Genomic DNA, 16,270 nt, shown 5'->3' with positions numbered 1-16,270 from the left:
GCTATTTAATCTATTATCTTCAAAGGTCAATAAAAGCATATATTAACCTTTTTAAACACTTCCTTTTTTGTTTTCTATTTAATCCTTTTTAAGAATTTGAGCATTCTCAATTCTAAATCCAATATCAGTAATCCCCTCTAGAGATGAGACTCCATTAACTTTTCCATTCTTTCTCATTGCATGTTGCAGTGATATGGTATAATTTCCTTTTTCTTTAAAACCCACATTCTCTTTATACCACAGCTTATTTTCTTTAAGATCAGAAAACCCACTCCCCAACCACTCTCCTTCTGGGGTAGCCATGACATACTCTAAAGTATCTGTAACAACCTTACCATTAGGAAATCTCATTTCACTAATCAAAAATATATTACTGTACTTGTACGCATTATTATTACGTACATTAATAAATAAATTATAGGTTTGTGTACTATCAAGTATTGGAAGTGTAAAATTTATTTTTTCATCTTTATCCCAGATATCATCCACAGTTTGATATGTATCAAAAATCTGTTTGTTGTTACAGGATGATAATATGCTTATTACAATAAAAGTTATTAAAAAAACCCTAAGCTTTATCATTGTTCTTATTACGAGACTTACGCTTTTTATTTCTTTGATTACTTGACTTGTTTGTCTTTTTGTTTTCAGGGTTTCCTCCTTTTGTTTTACTTGAAACTGTTACTTGTTGCTTTTCTGAAGGTCTTTTACCCTTTGTTTTTCTTTTATTACGATTTCTTCTTTTATTTCTTTTGGGCTGATCAAAACGTGTTAAACTATCTTGTCCTACAACGTTTTCAAAATCTGTTTTAGTATCTTCTATCAATTCTGAAGCAAACTCCTCTAATCCAGCAACTTTCTCATTATTAGAATTTACTGCTATTATTTCGTTGGCATCTTCAACAGAAATTTTGTGCCAATTCATCCATTCTCCTTCATAAGCATACCATAAAAATCCTTTAAAAATATCAATTTTCTGACATACGGCTGTCCCTTTTTCGGTTCTTAGCTTTACATCAGTTTTAGGAAAACTATTAAGCGCATCAATATACGCATCGAGCTCATAATTAAGGCAACATTTTAATTTCCCACATTGACCTGCTAGTTTTTGTGGATTCAAGGATAACTGCTGATATCTGGCTGCACTTGTATTTACCGATCTAAAATCAGTAAGCCAAGTAGAACAACATAGTTCTCGCCCACAAGACCCTACTCCTCCTAATCTGGCTGCTTCTTGTCTAAAACCTACTTGTCGCATTTCTATTCGCGTACTAAACTCATGCGCAAATTCTTTGATCAATTGCCTAAAATCAACTCGTTCTTCTGCTGTATAATAAAAAGTAGCTTTTGATCCATCTCCTTGAAATTCAATATCAGAAATCTTCATTTGCAATTCTAATCGTATTGCTATTTCACGAGCACGAACCTTCATAGTTTCTTCACGCCCTCTGGCTTTCTGCCATATATCAATATCTTTTTGAGAGGCTTTTCTGTAGATTTTCTTGATTTCTTCGCTATCTTGATCTACTTTCTTTTTCTTCATCTGGATACGAACCAGTTCTCCTGTTAGGGTAACAATTCCTACGTCATGACCTGGAGAAGACTCTGTTGCTACAACATCACCAATATTCAAAGAAGTATTTTCTATATTCTTAAAGAAGTTTTTTCTTCCGTTTTTAAATCGTATTTCGACATAAGGAAATGGAAGCGATCCACCAGGAAGTGACATATTTGACAACCAATCAAAAACTGTCAATTTATTACAACCATCTGTACCACAGGTACCATTATTGTTACAGCCCTTAGGTTGCCCGTCTTTTGCGGAGGAACAACTGTTACACCCCATATTTTCTATATATATTGAAATTTGTCTGCAACTATAGTCACAACAAATACGGTTCTTACTAAACCCAGAGACATCCAATCTCTAGTATATCAATCGTTAAAGATACTATGAAATCAGGATAAAAAAAACTATCTGACCTAGTATCTTTAACTTTACAAAAATTATTTTTTGTATTTCAACGCTTCAGAACGGCCTTTTTTAAATATTTTATTACTATTTCCTTTACCTCTCCTTAACGCTTTTTGTTCTTCTATCGGCAACCTATTTACTTCCATACATTCTGTAGAGCAACATTTTTCTAATTCTGCTGCACAATTCTCACATTGAATAAACAACAGATGACATGCTTCATTCTCACAATTTACATGTGTATCACATGGAGCTCCACACTGGTGACAACTTGCTATTATATCATTTGATATAAGTTCTGCCCTTCTATGATCAAAAACAAAATTTTTACCCAAGAATTTATTTTCTAGTCCTTGGTCTTCGATTTGCCTAGCATATTCAATGATACCTCCTTCTAACTGAAATACGTTTTTAAATCCTTTGTGTTTATAATATGCACTTGCTTTTTCGCAACGTATTCCTCCTGTACAGTACATTACCAGTTTCTTATCTTCTTTATGATCTTTAAGATCTTCTTCTATGATATCCAAAGAATCTCTAAACGTATCTACATCTGGTGTAACAGCTCCTTTAAAATGCCCTATTTCACTTTCATAATGATTACGCATATCCACTAAAACTGTATCTGGATCTTCTATGAGTTCATTAAATTTTGATGCATTGACATGCACTCCTTTGTTAGTCACATCAAAAGTATCATCATTCAGTCCATCGGCTACTATTTTGTTACGAATTTTAACCTTCAATTTCAAGAAAGATTTAGCGTCTTGTTCTCTCGCAATATTAAGGCGTATTCCTTCTAAAAAAGAAATACTATCCAGATGTTTCTTGAAGGCTTCAAAGTTTGGTGCTGGCACAGATAATTGGCCATTAATCCCTTCTTTGGCTACATAAATCCTACCTAGAACTTCTAGTTCATCCCAATGAACAAAAAGGTGGTTTCTAAAAATCTCAGGGTTTCCTATATGTGCATATGTGTAGAAAGATAGCGTAAGTCGGTCAGTACCTGCCTCATCAATAAGAGCTGCTCTTTCTTTTGCACTTAATTTGTTGTACAGTTGCATGCTATACTTACTTTTTAAGTTAAAAGAAATTATTTGTATTTTTTCAAAAATACAAATAATTAGATAATATGCAAGACCATAGAACATGACTCTATTATAAATATAAAAAATGCCTTGAAATAAAATTCAAGGCATTTTTTGGGCTAATTCGTTATTAAATAATTTAACGATTAAAAAATACAATAACGAAAGCTAACCACCTTCTACCATACAACTACTAATTTTAGTAATCATACAGCCATCAAGGTTATTTATGACCTTTTTAAGGAATTTCATCTGTACACCTTCCTTTTTATTATTAAGTTCATAATTGCTTTTAGATAATAGATGCCAAAAATTAAAATGGTTGCGTTATTCAATTAAAAAAACAATCTGTTTTGTTTATTTATCCAAAAATCACTCCTGATTTGTTGTTAATAACGATTTTAGAATCCCTGTCACAACTACAAAAAGAAATAGTATTTTAGCAAAAAGTTTATTATCAATGTCAAATCCCGATATATTTGAGCAACAAATGAGTACAGAGAAAGACGCAAAATTAAAAGCATTAAAGCTTACCTTAGATAAATTAGACAAAGCTTACGGAAAAGGAACTGTAATGAAAATGGGGGATCGTGCTGTTCAAGAAGTCGATGTAATCTCTACAGGATCTCTTGGTCTAGATTTGGCAATGGGTGTTGGTGGATACCCCAGAGGAAGAGTTATTGAAATTTATGGCCCTGAATCTTCTGGTAAAACAACACTTACTCTACACGCTATTGCACAGGCACAGAAAGCTGGTGGTATTGCTGCATTTATAGATGCTGAACATGCTTTTGATCGTTTTTATGCTGAAAAATTAGGTGTAGAAATAGATAATTTAATTATCTCTCAACCTGATCATGGTGAGCAAGCCCTAGAAATTGCAGACAATTTAATTAGATCTGGAGCAATCGATATTATTGTAATTGATTCTGTAGCTGCTTTAACTCCTAAGAGTGAGATTGAAGGTGAAATGGGGGATTCTAAAATGGGGCTTCATGCAAGATTAATGTCTCAAGCACTTCGAAAATTAACTAGCTCAATCAGTAAAACTAATTGTACTGTAATCTTTATCAACCAACTTCGTGAAAAAATCGGAGTAATGTTTGGAAACCCAGAAACAACTACTGGTGGTAATGCTTTAAAGTTTTATGCTTCGGTACGTTTAGACATTCGTCGTTCTACACAGATAAAAGACAGCAACAGTGAAGTAAAAGGAAACAAAACCAGAGTTAAGGTTGTAAAAAACAAAGTAGCTCCTCCTTTTAGAACTGCTGAATTTGATATAATGTACGGAGAAGGTATTTCTAAAAATGGTGAAATTATTGATATTGGTGTTGACTATGAGATCATCAAAAAAAGTGGTTCTTGGTTTAGCTATCAAGACACTAAGCTTGGGCAAGGTAGAGATGCTGTAAAATCATTACTGAATGATAACCCCGAACTGATGGAAGAACTTGAAGAAAAAATCAAGGAAGCCATAAAAATTGCTAAAGAATAAAAACATCTTTTTACTATAAAATAAAAAAATCCCGAAGTTTTTCGGGATTTTTTTATACCCTAGAAGCAACCATATTTATAGTAAACCATCTATATATTATAAAAGAGGTTTAATCAGGATTTCAAAACCCCAAAACATGAAACAATTAAAAACAGTATTAGCGTTTTTTCTTATTATCATCTTTACTGGATGTTTGGATGATGATAATGAAACTACTTTCTTCTATGAATTAACACCAATAGAAAAAGTAGATATCCCTGATGAATTTACCCGAGGAGAAACCGTAAAAATTACAACCACATACATAAGACCATCTAATTGTCATGCATTTTATGACTATAGATATTCTATCGTAGGAAATGAACGTACAGTTACCGCAATTAATGTTTATATTGACGAGGGGAATTGTACCGAAAAAACAGAATTGGTTTCTGAGTCTTTTAATTTTCTTGTAGGAGAAGAAGATTCTTATATTTTCAGGTTTTGGCAAGGGCGGGATGAAAATGATGATAATCAATTTCTGACCATAGAAGTGCCTGTATTATAATCAATAATAAAAAAATAATTGTTAGTGGGCTTAGACCAACTTATAAATAAGTGCAAGAAAAAGAATGCCAAGGCACAAGAACAATTGTATAGATTATACAGTAGTAAACTATTCGCGATTTGTTTGAAATATTCTAACGATTCTCCTAGTGCAGAAGACACCCTGCAAGATGCTTTTATTACCATTTTTGATAAAATCAACCAATATAAAAACCAAGGTTCTTTTGAGGGGTGGATGAAAAGAATAACTATTAATACAGCATTACAAAAATATCGAAAACAACGAGTTTTTGATATTATTAATGAAGAACAAATCGAAGAAGTAGAAATAGAGGTAGATGAAGAACAAATCTCATTAGATTATCTTCTAAAAATAATACAACAACTACCTGATCGTTATCGATTGGTATTTAACTTATACGTGTTAGATGGATACTCACATAAAGAAGTTGCAAAAATGCTTGATATATCTACAGGAACATCAAAATCCAATCTAGCAAGAGCAAGAAATATTTTGAAAGAAAAATTACAAACCAACAAAGAACTTTATGTTCGATCAATTGAAGGATGAAGATGAATGATAAAAAAAACATAGACCGTTTATTTCAGGAAAAGCTTAAAGATTTTGAGGTTACTCCTGATGAAATAGTATGGGAAAGAATAAAAGCTCATCAAAATGAAAAAAGAAGAGCCTTACTCCCGTTTTGGTATAAATTTGCTGGTGTTGCGGCATTAGTTGCCATTATATTTGGTGTTAGCTTTTTTATGGCAGATAATAGCCAACAGCCAAAAAACACAATTACCAATGCTAATTCTAAAAATGAAACAAAAAAACAACAAGATCTACACAATGACACACCTGTTCAGAAAAAGAATGATATCGTAAGCTCAGAAAAAGAACGGAGTAATATCCCAAGCAAAGGAGCAACAAATGAATATCAAAGTCATGATCCTACTATAAATTCGTACACGATTAAATCTTCTGATTCTGATCAAAATGCGGTTACAAAAAAAACTACAGATGAGCAATCTCTTATAAATTACAGGAATAAACTTATTACTTCTTCATCTGCTATTTACAATCAAATCGTGGAAGCATCCTCTAAAACAGTAAACAACAGTAAGAAACAACCGTTATTACACAAAAAAACAGACACTATTTTAAGCAAGAATAACATTGCAAAAAACACAATTTCTGACCCAAAAAACGAAAATTTAATCCCTAATAAAAAGCTACCATTCCTCAACACACCTCACATAAAACACACCTCAGACTCCCTAAGTATAGCAGAAAGCGATAAGGGTAATCAGAAAACAGAAGATATCAAAAAGGATAAAGATATTAACGCCCATAAAAAATCGATTTTTGATGTAATAAACAATAAAGAGGATATCGTTGAGGAATCAACCTCAACAAGAAAATGGAATATCTCTCCTACAATTGCTCCTGTATACTATAGCTCGTTGGGAAATGGATCACCTATTGATTCTCAATTTGCAGATAACACAAAAAGTGGACAAGTAAATATGAGTTATGGCCTACAAGTAGCTTATGCGATAAATAAAAGATTTAGTATACGATCAGGAGTAAGTAAAGTAGATCTTAGTTATCACACAGAAGATGTTGGCTTTACCCCTTCTGCTTCTTTAAACAAAAACCTTGAAAGCGTTGATTATAATACTTCTTCAGAAGCGATTTTGGTTTCTGATATTGGAAATGTAGGTGTTTCTGAATTTACGGATGTTACAAGAAATGCAACCAATACCACTCAAAATATTGGCTTACTTAATCAAAGTATTGGCTATATCGAAGTGCCACTAGAAATGAAATACGCTTTGGTAAACAAAAAAATTGGGATCAATATGATTGGTGGTATGAGTACTTTGTTCTTACAAGACAATGAAATCTCAATAGAAGCTGGAGATTTTGAAACTCCTATTGGCAAAGCTAACAACCTTAACGAGGTAAGTTTTAGTGGTAATATTGGATTAGGAATAGATTATAAAATAACAAAGCAGCTGGAGATTAATCTCGAGCCTATTTTTAAATATCAGCTTAATACATTTAATACCAACACAGACAATTTCAAGCCTTATTATTTTGGTGTCTATACTGGTGTTAGTATTAAATTTTAAAGAACATAACGATTTTTAGTTGGTTCGGAAAGTTATTGCAATTCAAAAAGCAATGATGAACAAAGCCATCTCTGGGGAGAGGTGGCTTTACTTTTTTTATGATATCAAATCTTCTTTTAAAGTATTAAAAATAAGTGTACGCACATTTTCTTTTACTTCTTTTTTATCATCTTGAGTTAATCCTTTGGTAGAAATTTCTTTCAACACGCGACCTCTCATAATCCCTGGGCTTCCACTAAAAAAAGTATATGAAAAGCGTTTTTTGTTATCTAGAAAGACCAAAGGCACTATAGGAATCTGATGATCTATTGCCAATCTAAAAGCACCATCCTTAAACCCATCCAAAATTACTGATTCATCATCAGGTATGCCTCCTTCAGGAAAAATGCATATGCTCGTGCCAGTATGTAGTCTTGCTTGTGCGCGATCAAAAACTTCTTTTCTACTACGCTGACTGCTACGATCAACCAATATACATGTGCGCTTATAAAAGAACCCAAAAATCGGAATCTTTGCCAGTTCTTTTTTACCCACAAAGACAAAGGGATTTTTGACAGCATACAACATCAACATGATGTCTGTCATAGAAGTATGATTGGCTACAAACATATAACTTTTCTTACGATCGGGTACTACTTCACTAGCAACCCTAGGCACAAACCCTGACCCGTACAATACTATTTTTGCCCAAAATCTAGCAACTACAAAAAATTGTGAATACCACTCTTCTTTTGAACTAAATACTAACAATAGAGGAAACATGATAATTATAGGAACTCCCATAAGGATATAAAACCAAATACGCCATAATAGAATAAGTATCTTTTTAAGTATATGCATCTCTCAAAAATACACAATTGGTTTGAGCTATGTAAACAAAAAAATTACCTTTGCCAACAAATTATAAAATTACCATGTCGAGAATTCTAACAGGAATACAGAGTACAGGCACTCCACACTTAGGAAATCTATTAGGAGCAATCATCCCTGCAATTCAAATGGCTAATGAGCCCAATAACGAATCATTTTTATTTATTGCCAACATGCATTCTCTTACCCAAATTAAAGATGCCACTGTGTTGCGAGAGAATACTTATTCTACTGCTGCGGCATGGTTAGCATTTGGGTTGGATATTGAAAAGACTGTTTTTTATAGACAAAGTGATATTCCCCAAGTAACAGAATTGTCCTGGTATCTGAGTTGCTATTTTCCGTATCAACGTTTGACGCTCGCACATTCTTTTAAGGACAAGGCTGATCGTCTAGAAGATGTAAATTCAGGATTATTTACATACCCTATGCTTATGGCTGCTGACATTCTTTTGTATGACGCAGAGATTATTCCTGTAGGAAAAGACCAATTACAACATTTAGAAATGGCCAGAGATGTAGCATCTCGAATACACAATCTAGTAGATAAAATATTTGTGTTACCCGAAGCTCAAGTACAAAAAGAAACTATGTATGTTCCTGGAACAGATGGTGGTAAAATGAGTAAATCTAAAGGGAATATTATCAATTTGTTTTTGCCAGATAAAAAACTACGCAAACAAATTATGTCTATCGAAACCGATAGCATACCGCTAGAAGGTGTTAAAAATCCTGAGACCTGTAATGTTTTTTCTTTATATAAACTAATCGCAACCGCAGAGCAACAAAAAACTATGCGCGAAAATTACTTAGGAGGTAATTATGGATACGGCCACGCCAAACAAGCCTTGTTTGAGTTACTTATTGACAAATATGCTACAGAACGAGAACGCTACAACTACTATATGAGCAACCTTAATGAAATAGACGAGGCTCTTGCTGTCGGGGCAAAAAAAGCTACTGCTATTGCAAATACTGTATTAGCTAGGGTACGAGAAAAGATCGGTTACTAGTTTAAACAAAACACCTTCTTACAAGAAATAATATTATACTAAATTCTATTATAAAACTAAGAGGGTTTTATACATCAAATGACATTTAGCTTTACAAAACGCTAAATGTCATTTTCCTTTCATATTACTCAATAAATCATCCCTTATATCACTGATTATCTAATAGATATAGTAAAAAAAGCACTATTTTTATTAAATACTCAATGTTGTTTATTATCAAAATATAAGAGAAAAACCTTAAAAAGACTCTTAGTTTACCGTAACCAACTTTGCCATTTTCTTAGTAACTTAGATTTCTGAAAGACTTTTTTTTAAACAGATCATATTCTGAATAAAAAAAATTAAAAAATTACCCCTGCTTACATATAACAAGTCATACATATTAGGGCTTATTGTAAATCTGTTATATTAAAAGCACAAACATCATTTAATACATTGTGAACGATGACAAAAGAGGAATTATATAATTATATGTTAGCCTATCAACAGGAACATTTATTTACAAAAAACGATCAAAGTAATTTTATAACATTGTTAGAAAACCTAAAGTCTGATAGTGATATAAAAGAGAAAAAGATGCAAACCTAAACAAGAAACTACTATGATAACAGAGGAGAAATTATACGAACGGCTCATGAAACACAAAGGTAAACATGGTATTACTCAAGAGACATTACAACATTACCATTGGGCTATAGACACGCTTAGACAACAATCTACAAACAATAATAGCAATTCTCAAGAAAGAAATTAGTGATTACATCGCAATAACACTCCCTCATACAAAAAAATAAATTAGAGTCCCTACGGAAACCCGTAGGGGGCAATCTAGTTCTTTATCTTACCTTAGAATTCTAAAACATTTTGATAGTTAAAATAAATCGCACTAATAAATAAAATACATGCACTAGTTATTGATTACTTAATATTTGAATTTAAAAAAGTCAGAAAGAGGATATTCTAGAACCCCACAAAGCAACCTGATTACTTCAACCGAAGGTCTTGTTTTTGCTTTCTCAATATCAAAAACTGTTCGGTAACTTACTCCGGATTTTTCGGCTAATTCTACCAATGTTAGCCCAGCGTCTTGCCGTAAACTTCGTAGTCTATTGCCTAATGCTTCTTTGAATTTATCATCCTTAGCCATCCTCAAAAATGACTAATTTCCTGCTAGAAATATTAGGTCAAATTGCAATACTCTATCAATTGTTTGATTTTCAACATGAAATGTGTATTATATTGCATATATTTAATATTAGTTATTAAAGATATTATCATATTATGACCAAAGAAGAGTTGTACCAATATATGTTGGCGTATCAACAAGAACATTTATTTAGTAAAGAAGACCAAAGTAATTTTATCACAATACTTGAAAACTTAAAACCTACTAATACCACAAAAAGAGACAAAACATGAATGAATAAACTAAAAACTATAGTCATGACAGAGGAAAAATTATATAAACGATTAATGGATCACAAAAGTAAATATGGTGTAACACAAGAGGTTTGGCAACATTATAAATGGGCATTAGAACTCCTTAGACAACAGCACCAAAAAAAGCAACGCAATACTCAAAAAAAAGAGCATTAAAAACTCCTCTTACACCCCTATTTTATAGAGTCATTAGTTTATAACAACTTATATTACTATAAGAAAATTATACACTACACTAAACACCTATACTCTTTATTTATCTTCATATTTACATTTATTAATATCGTTTTTTTGATATAGCTGACATGCAGTTGTCACTAGTACATTTTACTTTTACTTTTTATTAAGTTAATTTTTACTAGCTATTAAAAAAGCATTATGGCAGAACTACTCAAGCATATTTACTCTCATGCATTTTTTGAAGAATTCACAACTGTTCTTCAAAAAGTGATTCCTTATTTTAACACCTCTTCTTTTATCAAACAGATTTATGATAACGAATGGGAGAAAAAAGAGTTAAAACAGCGCATGAGACATATTACAGTCGTTTTGCAAAGCTATTTACAACCTAATTACTCAAAAAATGTGGATACGTTGCTCAACGTAATCAAACAACTACAAAAAGAAGGAATAAAGGAAAATAGTTTGGAATACATGTTCTTTCCTGATTTTATCGAGTTTTATGGAATTAATGATTATGACACTTCTATACGGGCTATAGAAGAAATAACACAATTTACCAGCTGTGAATTTGCCATTCGCCCTTTTCTTATCAAATATCCTAAAAAAGGTATCGCACAAATGACAAAATGGTCCACACACAAACACTTTATGGTAAGAAGATTATCTTCTGAGGGATCCAGACCGCGTTTACCTTGGGCTATGGCACTGCCTTTCTTAAAAACAGACCCTACACCAATCTTATTAATTCTTAAAAATCTAAAAGAAGACGAGTCTGAATTGGTAAGAAGAAGTATTGCCAATAATTTAAATGATATTTCAAAAGATCATCCTTCTACTGTAATTGATATTGCAAAAAATTGGGTTGGGAAATCAAAAGAAATAGATTGGCTGGTTAAGCATGGATGTAGAACGCTTTTGAAACAAGGAAATCCAGAAATTATGTCCTTGTTTGGCTTTAGAGCTAATGGCAAGATTAAAATTAAAAAATTAAAAATTTTAACTCCTATAGTACAGATCGGAAATACATTGGAATTTACTTTTGAATTACATAATACTGATAATCAATCATCAAAGATAAGGCTAGAATATGGGCTTTATTATCAAAAAGCTAATGGAAACTTATCTAAGAAAGTTTTTAAAATAAGTGAAAAAATATATCCTAAAAATTCGATAACAACTATCTATAGAAAGCAGTCTTTTAAAATAATAACTACTAGGAAATTTCATTTAGGATTGCATCAACTATCGATTATAATTAATGGTAATGAATTTAAAAAACACGCTTTTGAACTTGCTGATAAAAAACCTTAAACAAGAACGCTAAAAACACATTTTTTTTAATATAAAAAAAATGCAAATCACTCTTTTATTCAGAATCTCTATTCTTACCCTTCTACTTTGGTATAAATAAACTGAAGAGTAGTTTCATGTCCTAAATCTGGATCATCATAAGCTATGGTAATCACTAAATGTCCATTTTTGAGAACAACGTCTGATTTGGTAAACAACAAAACACTCTTTTGATTATAAATAAAATTAATAGTTCCATCTGGTTCTTTTTTCCAATTACCTAAAGTTTCTTCAGTATCTTTTAAACATTCTCCTCCTGTACCAAAATCTTCGTAATAGCTTTTTTCTACAAAACTACCATCTATTGCTATTTCTAAAGTTGTCATTTTCTCACAAAAAGAAAGAGGGAACTCCTCAAAACCCATATTCTTACCTTCACTACTAAACTGCTGTTTTAGTTTCCATTTTCCTATAAGTAAGATACTAGAAGCGTCAGGATCACTCCTTTTACAAGAAAATATCATCAACACAAACCCAGCAAACAATAGTATACACACGGGTAATAATCTCTTCATATATTGCATTTCCGATTACAATACAAAAATCATAAAAACACTCGTGATTAACAAATACTTGACTGCTTAAAATGTATTTAATCTAAAAATAACGCGTTTAATCGATATTTTTCGTGCCCAAATTACTTGCATAAAACATTAAAGCACTAATAACAAGAGGTTTACATAAAATTTTTCTCAGGCACACAAGAAAAGTATTAAAATTAAACATAATAGGTATAATGAAAAGTTTAAAAAAGAAGTAAACTTTCATAAATGAGTTTTAATGATATACATTAAAAAATGTACAATCAGTCAAAATTAAATGTAGATTATTTTACCAACACTCCACGTTGGTTCATTACTGGTAGATCTTGAAAAGCATTTTCATTTATAGTATGTTTTCTAAACAAGTATTTCTTATCATACAATTTGCTGTCTGCAAAAAATGTAACTACAAATTCATTATTCATACCTAACAATGCCTCTTGAATCATTTCTATTTTGGCAGAAGACTTAGCAGGAACAGTTCCGATACCATGGCGTAACAATGAGGTTTTTCTATCTTCATCATACCCTTTTGTTACTACCAAAACCATCTCTATAGGAATATCTTTATCATTAATAATATATGAATTCCAGTTCTGCGCCAGAAATTCTTCATCCCATTCTTTTACTATAGCAATATAAACTTCTTCTACAGTAGGTATATGAATATCTTTTTTCATACAAAAGTTATAGTGAAGCTTTAAATTGTTCTAAGAAACGCACATCATTTTCACTAAGCATACGAATATCAGATACTCCATATAACAAAAGTGCAATACGATCAATCCCCATTCCAAAGGCAAAACCACTATATTCTTCAGGATCAATATCACAGTTTTTAAGAACATTAGGATCTACCATACCACATCCCATAATTTCTAGCCATCCTGTGCCTTTTGTCATTTTGTAATCTGTTTCTGTTTCTAATCCCCAATATACATCTACTTCTGCACTTGGTTCTGTAAACGGAAAATAAGATGGACGTAGCCTGATTTTAGATTTACCAAACATTTCTGTGGTAAAATATTGTAAGGTTTGTTTGAGATCTACAAAAGAAACATCTTTATCTATATACAGTCCTTCTACTTGATGAAAAAAGCAATGAGATCTTGCAGAAATTGCTTCATTACGATATACTCTTCCTGGAGAAATTGTACGTATTGGCGGCTTATTGTTTTCCATATAACGTACTTGTACCGATGAGGTATGTGTACGCAATAGAACATCAGGATTTGTTTGGATAAAAAATGTATCCTGCATATCTCTAGCAGGATGATACTCAGGTAAATTTAATGCAGTAAAATTATGCCAGTCATCTTCTACTTCTGGGCCTTCACTTACATTAAACCCTATACGAGAAAAGATATCAATTATTTGATTTTTTACTAAAGAAATAGGGTGTCTAGAACCCAAAGTAATAGGCTCTGACGGTCTAGTTAAATCACCATAAAGGCCTTTTTCTTCGTCTTTAGATTCTAACTCATCTTTGAGGTTCTTGACTTTATTTTCTGCCGCTATCTTAAGAGCATTTATAGCTTGCCCGAATTCTTTTTTCTGGTCATTGGCTATATTTCTGAATTCTGAAAAAAATTCATTAACTAACCCTTTTTTACCTGAAAACTTAATCCTAAAAGCCTCAACATCTTCTTTGGTTTTAGCTTTGAATGCATCTACTTCTTCTATATACTCTTTTATCTTATCAATCATCGCAATTTTCTTAATAGAACGGCAAATTTAAGTAATTTAGGTTAATGGAATAGTACATTCACATACAAAACAAGCTCGCTATATTTATTTCATGAAAGTTTCCAGTATATATTTTATGAGATCTGCTTTCTATTTACCACTTTAATTGTATCATATACCAGACAACTCTTATATTGATTCTATTATTAAAAGCCACATTGACAGATAGCTATTCTATATATCTACTTGATAAAAAATAACTTACTATCGCTTCTTTCATCAAAACAGATTGCTCTCCTGCTTTCAAGCTTGGCAACTGCTCTTTGACCTTATAATGAGGCCACCCCTCATTATCAAAATAATCAAATTCATAATACCCATATGGTTCTAGAAGACGACAAATTGCAATATGCATCAAATCTAATTTTTCGTCTTTTTTAAAATCTCTGTGTAATTGACCTAATTCCTGAACTCCAATCAAATATATAATCCCATCTAGATCCAAATCTTCTCCATCTGCAAATTGATCCGAAAGTTTTTTTACCAGAACCTCCCAACGTTCTTTTAATTTCTCATCTCTGGCCATACTTATAGTTTAATAGCTTTCTATAATATTAGTAATATCTATCAGAACATGTTATCCCAATGGAAACAAAGATAAACTATATTATGAACAGCCATACAAAACATTACAACCAATTCTTTTTACATAAATTTTATGTAAAAAAAGGTTAGACGCTACCTAAAAAAGTAACGCCTAACCAAGGAAAACTAACAATAAATCAGGGGGGAAATCTTACAACTCCCATAAAATACCTACTCCAGCATATTGATTTCTATAATTTCTAAAAGATCTGGCATCTATGTCAGTATAGTTTGTACTTCTTATTCTAGAGTACAATGTTGTCGTTATTGAAAACCCATTTGCTATTTTTTGAAAAAAATTAGCTTGTATGTTTGCGTATTTATACTTTAAATTTTCTCCTATACGTTCTTCTGTGTTTCTAGCTTCAATAGCATCGTATTTCCTTGTAATATAAGAGAATGATGTTCTTATTTTGGTTCCTCTATTTTTATATGCCATATTCAACCCAGGACCAAATTGTTTAAATCCTGAACGTCCTGCAGAGTTATCAATTCTAGCATAATATAAAATATTGGGTCTTATTTTGAAATGCTCACTAAAGGGCAATTCATAAAACAAATTTGCTTTTATATAATCCCAATCTCTCTCTCCGTTTGTATCGATTTCGCTAGCATTAAACGTATCATACATACGTTTCTTTACCAAGGCACTTACTCCTAATTTATGCTCTAATCTATTTATATCAAAAGATTGAACACTGGATAATTGAACTCCATATTCATCAAATTGTAAATCTCTAATGCCAAAAGCATCAAAATCTTTGAAATTATAAAACCCTTCAAATGTGGTTTCATTTTCATTAAAGAGTGGAAATTTAAAACCTAGAGTAGCTCCATAATTAGTATATCCCAAAGGATTGATTAATACATCTTGATTTCCTCCCAACCCTTCTCGGTTCATCCTTTTTAATCTAGCTTCTGCTAAAAAGGCTGTTTTTCTAGTGAATTTATAATCATATTTGGCAACGGCATTCAAACTCCAATAACTATCATCAACACTTTCATAAAATATCCTTGAGAAAGGATTTATCGATAATCTGAACCTGTTTTTTCTCTGCTTATAGCGGTATTTATAATGTGCTTCTATATCTTGATAGAAACTACTAGAGATCAGATCTTCTTTGACTAGCACATTTCCTTCTACTCTAACCTCATTAGGACTTTTGAAATAATTGTATTCATATCCTGCCTGCGTTCCAACCTCTAGTGTATTTTTACTTTGCGAAAAACTAAAAGAGTACAGTAGCATCACAAGCACTATAGATATTATATTTCTTATCTTCATTTATTATTTTTTA

At 31.8% G+C, this 16,270-nt stretch carries 18 protein-coding genes; 8 read left to right on the top strand and 10 right to left on the bottom strand.

Annotated features, from left to right (window positions below; genetic code table 11):
* Positions 1 to 78: 78 nt before the first annotated feature.
* From CVD18_RS02310 to CVD18_RS02300, 3 genes are all read right to left on the bottom strand, one after another.
* Entirely contained in the window at positions 79 to 582 is a 504-nt protein-coding gene (locus tag CVD18_RS02310; protein WP_103863828.1) for a gliding motility lipoprotein GldH, read from the bottom strand.
* Positions 569 to 1,846, bottom strand: a complete 1,278-nt coding sequence (locus CVD18_RS02305) for a regulatory iron-sulfur-containing complex subunit RicT (protein ID WP_103863827.1) — start codon at positions 1,844 to 1,846, stop codon at positions 569 to 571. The genes CVD18_RS02310 and CVD18_RS02305 overlap by 14 nt, the downstream gene beginning before the upstream one ends.
* A 161-nt stretch (positions 1,847 to 2,007) precedes the next feature.
* Positions 2,008 to 3,039, bottom strand: a complete 1,032-nt coding sequence (locus CVD18_RS02300) for a rhodanese-related sulfurtransferase (protein ID WP_103863862.1) — start codon at positions 3,037 to 3,039, stop codon at positions 2,008 to 2,010.
* 514 nt (positions 3,040 to 3,553) lie between these two features.
* Here CVD18_RS02300 and recA point away from each other — a divergent pair.
* The 4 genes from recA to CVD18_RS02280 all read left to right on the top strand — a co-directional run bounded on the left by recA (position 3,554) and on the right by CVD18_RS02280 (position 7,243).
* Entirely contained in the window at positions 3,554 to 4,561 is a 1,008-nt protein-coding gene (gene recA, locus CVD18_RS02295; RefSeq protein WP_103863861.1) for a recombinase RecA, read from the top strand.
* A 136-nt stretch (positions 4,562 to 4,697) separates the two neighbouring features.
* Positions 4,698 to 5,108, top strand: coding sequence for a hypothetical protein (locus CVD18_RS02290; protein WP_103863826.1), 411 nt, complete (start codon positions 4,698 to 4,700; stop codon positions 5,106 to 5,108).
* 24 nt (positions 5,109 to 5,132) lie between these two features.
* A complete protein-coding gene (locus CVD18_RS02285; RefSeq protein ID WP_103863825.1) occupies positions 5,133 to 5,678 on the top strand; it encodes an RNA polymerase sigma factor in 546 nt (181 codons plus the stop codon).
* Between the two features lie 2 nt (positions 5,679 to 5,680).
* Positions 5,681 to 7,243, top strand: coding sequence for an outer membrane beta-barrel protein (locus tag CVD18_RS02280; RefSeq protein WP_103863824.1), 1,563 nt, complete (start codon positions 5,681 to 5,683; stop codon positions 7,241 to 7,243).
* Positions 7,244 to 7,339: 96 nt separating this feature from the next.
* Here CVD18_RS02280 and CVD18_RS02275 read toward each other — a convergent pair whose 3' ends face one another.
* Entirely contained in the window at positions 7,340 to 8,083 is a 744-nt protein-coding gene (locus CVD18_RS02275) for a 1-acyl-sn-glycerol-3-phosphate acyltransferase (RefSeq protein ID WP_103863823.1), read from the bottom strand.
* A 74-nt stretch (positions 8,084 to 8,157) separates the two neighbouring features.
* Between CVD18_RS02275 and trpS the strand changes: the two genes are divergently transcribed.
* Positions 8,158 to 9,126: a tryptophan--tRNA ligase gene (gene trpS, locus CVD18_RS02270; protein ID WP_103863822.1), complete on the top strand. Its 969-nt coding sequence runs from the start codon at positions 8,158 to 8,160 to the stop codon at positions 9,124 to 9,126.
* 601 nt (positions 9,127 to 9,727) lie between these two features.
* Positions 9,728 to 9,880: a hypothetical protein gene (locus CVD18_RS22470; protein ID WP_158250375.1), complete on the top strand. Its 153-nt coding sequence runs from the start codon at positions 9,728 to 9,730 to the stop codon at positions 9,878 to 9,880.
* A 168-nt stretch (positions 9,881 to 10,048) separates the two neighbouring features.
* On the opposite strand, the gene CVD18_RS02265 is transcribed toward CVD18_RS22470, so the two are convergent.
* Entirely contained in the window at positions 10,049 to 10,273 is a 225-nt protein-coding gene (locus CVD18_RS02265) for a helix-turn-helix domain-containing protein (RefSeq protein WP_103863821.1), read from the bottom strand.
* Positions 10,274 to 10,545: 272 nt separating this feature from the next.
* On the opposite strand from CVD18_RS02265, the gene CVD18_RS22465 reads away from it, so the two are divergent.
* Both CVD18_RS22465 and CVD18_RS02260 read left to right on the top strand, forming a co-directional pair.
* Positions 10,546 to 10,722 carry a hypothetical protein gene (locus tag CVD18_RS22465; protein ID WP_158250374.1) on the top strand — a complete coding sequence of 59 codons (177 nt, stop codon included), beginning with the start codon at positions 10,546 to 10,548 and terminating at the stop codon, positions 10,720 to 10,722.
* A 222-nt stretch (positions 10,723 to 10,944) separates the two neighbouring features.
* Complete coding sequence (locus CVD18_RS02260) at positions 10,945 to 12,060, top strand: DNA alkylation repair protein (RefSeq protein WP_103863820.1); 1,116 nt, start codon at positions 10,945 to 10,947, stop codon at positions 12,058 to 12,060.
* 74 nt (positions 12,061 to 12,134) lie between these two features.
* Here CVD18_RS02260 and CVD18_RS02255 read toward each other — a convergent pair whose 3' ends face one another.
* From CVD18_RS02255 to CVD18_RS02235, 5 genes are all read right to left on the bottom strand, one after another.
* Complete coding sequence (locus CVD18_RS02255; protein WP_158250373.1) at positions 12,135 to 12,614, bottom strand: lipocalin family protein; 480 nt, start codon at positions 12,612 to 12,614, stop codon at positions 12,135 to 12,137.
* Between the two features lie 311 nt (positions 12,615 to 12,925).
* Positions 12,926 to 13,321 carry a hypothetical protein gene (locus tag CVD18_RS02250; RefSeq protein WP_103863818.1) on the bottom strand — a complete coding sequence of 132 codons (396 nt, stop codon included), beginning with the start codon at positions 13,319 to 13,321 and terminating at the stop codon, positions 12,926 to 12,928.
* Positions 13,322 to 13,328: 7 nt separating this feature from the next.
* Positions 13,329 to 14,348, bottom strand: a complete 1,020-nt coding sequence (gene pheS / locus CVD18_RS02245) for a phenylalanine--tRNA ligase subunit alpha (RefSeq protein ID WP_103863817.1) — start codon at positions 14,346 to 14,348, stop codon at positions 13,329 to 13,331.
* A 208-nt stretch (positions 14,349 to 14,556) separates the two neighbouring features.
* Entirely contained in the window at positions 14,557 to 14,913 is a 357-nt protein-coding gene (locus CVD18_RS02240) for a hypothetical protein (RefSeq protein WP_103863816.1), read from the bottom strand.
* Positions 14,914 to 15,123: 210 nt separating this feature from the next.
* The gene (locus tag CVD18_RS02235) at positions 15,124 to 16,257 is read right to left on the bottom strand and encodes a hypothetical protein (protein ID WP_146052682.1); all 1,134 of its coding nucleotides are present in this window, start codon (positions 16,255 to 16,257) and stop codon (positions 15,124 to 15,126) included.
* Positions 16,258 to 16,270 lie beyond the last annotated feature (13 nt).

Origin of the sequence: Aquimarina sp. I32.4, from assembly GCF_002924285.1 — a bacterium.
Classification (GTDB): Bacteria; Bacteroidota; Bacteroidia; order Flavobacteriales; family Flavobacteriaceae; genus Aquimarina.
Note: the sequence above shows the minus strand (reverse complement) of the source record. Positions and strands in the feature narration are given on the sequence as shown.

Coding starts and splice junctions, on each gene's coding strand:
- CVD18_RS02255 (WP_158250373.1), bottom strand. CDS start 12,614: ATGAAGAGATTATTACCCGTGTGTATACTATTGTTTGCTGGGTTTGTG.
- CVD18_RS22465 (WP_158250374.1), top strand. CDS start 10,546: ATGAATAAACTAAAAACTATAGTCATGACAGAGGAAAAATTATATAAA.
- recA (WP_103863861.1), top strand. CDS start 3,554: ATGAGTACAGAGAAAGACGCAAAATTAAAAGCATTAAAGCTTACCTTA.
- CVD18_RS02265 (WP_103863821.1), bottom strand. CDS start 10,273: ATGGCTAAGGATGATAAATTCAAAGAAGCATTAGGCAATAGACTACGA.
- CVD18_RS02240 (WP_103863816.1), bottom strand. CDS start 14,913: ATGGCCAGAGATGAGAAATTAAAAGAACGTTGGGAGGTTCTGGTAAAA.
- CVD18_RS02235 (WP_146052682.1), bottom strand. CDS start 16,257: ATGAAGATAAGAAATATAATATCTATAGTGCTTGTGATGCTACTGTAC.
- trpS (WP_103863822.1), top strand. CDS start 8,158: ATGTCGAGAATTCTAACAGGAATACAGAGTACAGGCACTCCACACTTA.
- CVD18_RS02310 (WP_103863828.1), bottom strand. CDS start 582: ATGATAAAGCTTAGGGTTTTTTTAATAACTTTTATTGTAATAAGCATA.
- CVD18_RS02300 (WP_103863862.1), bottom strand. CDS start 3,039: ATGCAACTGTACAACAAATTAAGTGCAAAAGAAAGAGCAGCTCTTATT.
- CVD18_RS02250 (WP_103863818.1), bottom strand. CDS start 13,321: ATGAAAAAAGATATTCATATACCTACTGTAGAAGAAGTTTATATTGCT.
- CVD18_RS02305 (WP_103863827.1), bottom strand. CDS start 1,846: ATGGGGTGTAACAGTTGTTCCTCCGCAAAAGACGGGCAACCTAAGGGC.
- CVD18_RS02275 (WP_103863823.1), bottom strand. CDS start 8,083: ATGCATATACTTAAAAAGATACTTATTCTATTATGGCGTATTTGGTTT.
- CVD18_RS02260 (WP_103863820.1), top strand. CDS start 10,945: ATGGCAGAACTACTCAAGCATATTTACTCTCATGCATTTTTTGAAGAA.
- CVD18_RS02290 (WP_103863826.1), top strand. CDS start 4,698: ATGAAACAATTAAAAACAGTATTAGCGTTTTTTCTTATTATCATCTTT.
- CVD18_RS22470 (WP_158250375.1), top strand. CDS start 9,728: ATGATAACAGAGGAGAAATTATACGAACGGCTCATGAAACACAAAGGT.
- pheS (WP_103863817.1), bottom strand. CDS start 14,348: ATGATTGATAAGATAAAAGAGTATATAGAAGAAGTAGATGCATTCAAA.
- CVD18_RS02280 (WP_103863824.1), top strand. CDS start 5,681: ATGAATGATAAAAAAAACATAGACCGTTTATTTCAGGAAAAGCTTAAA.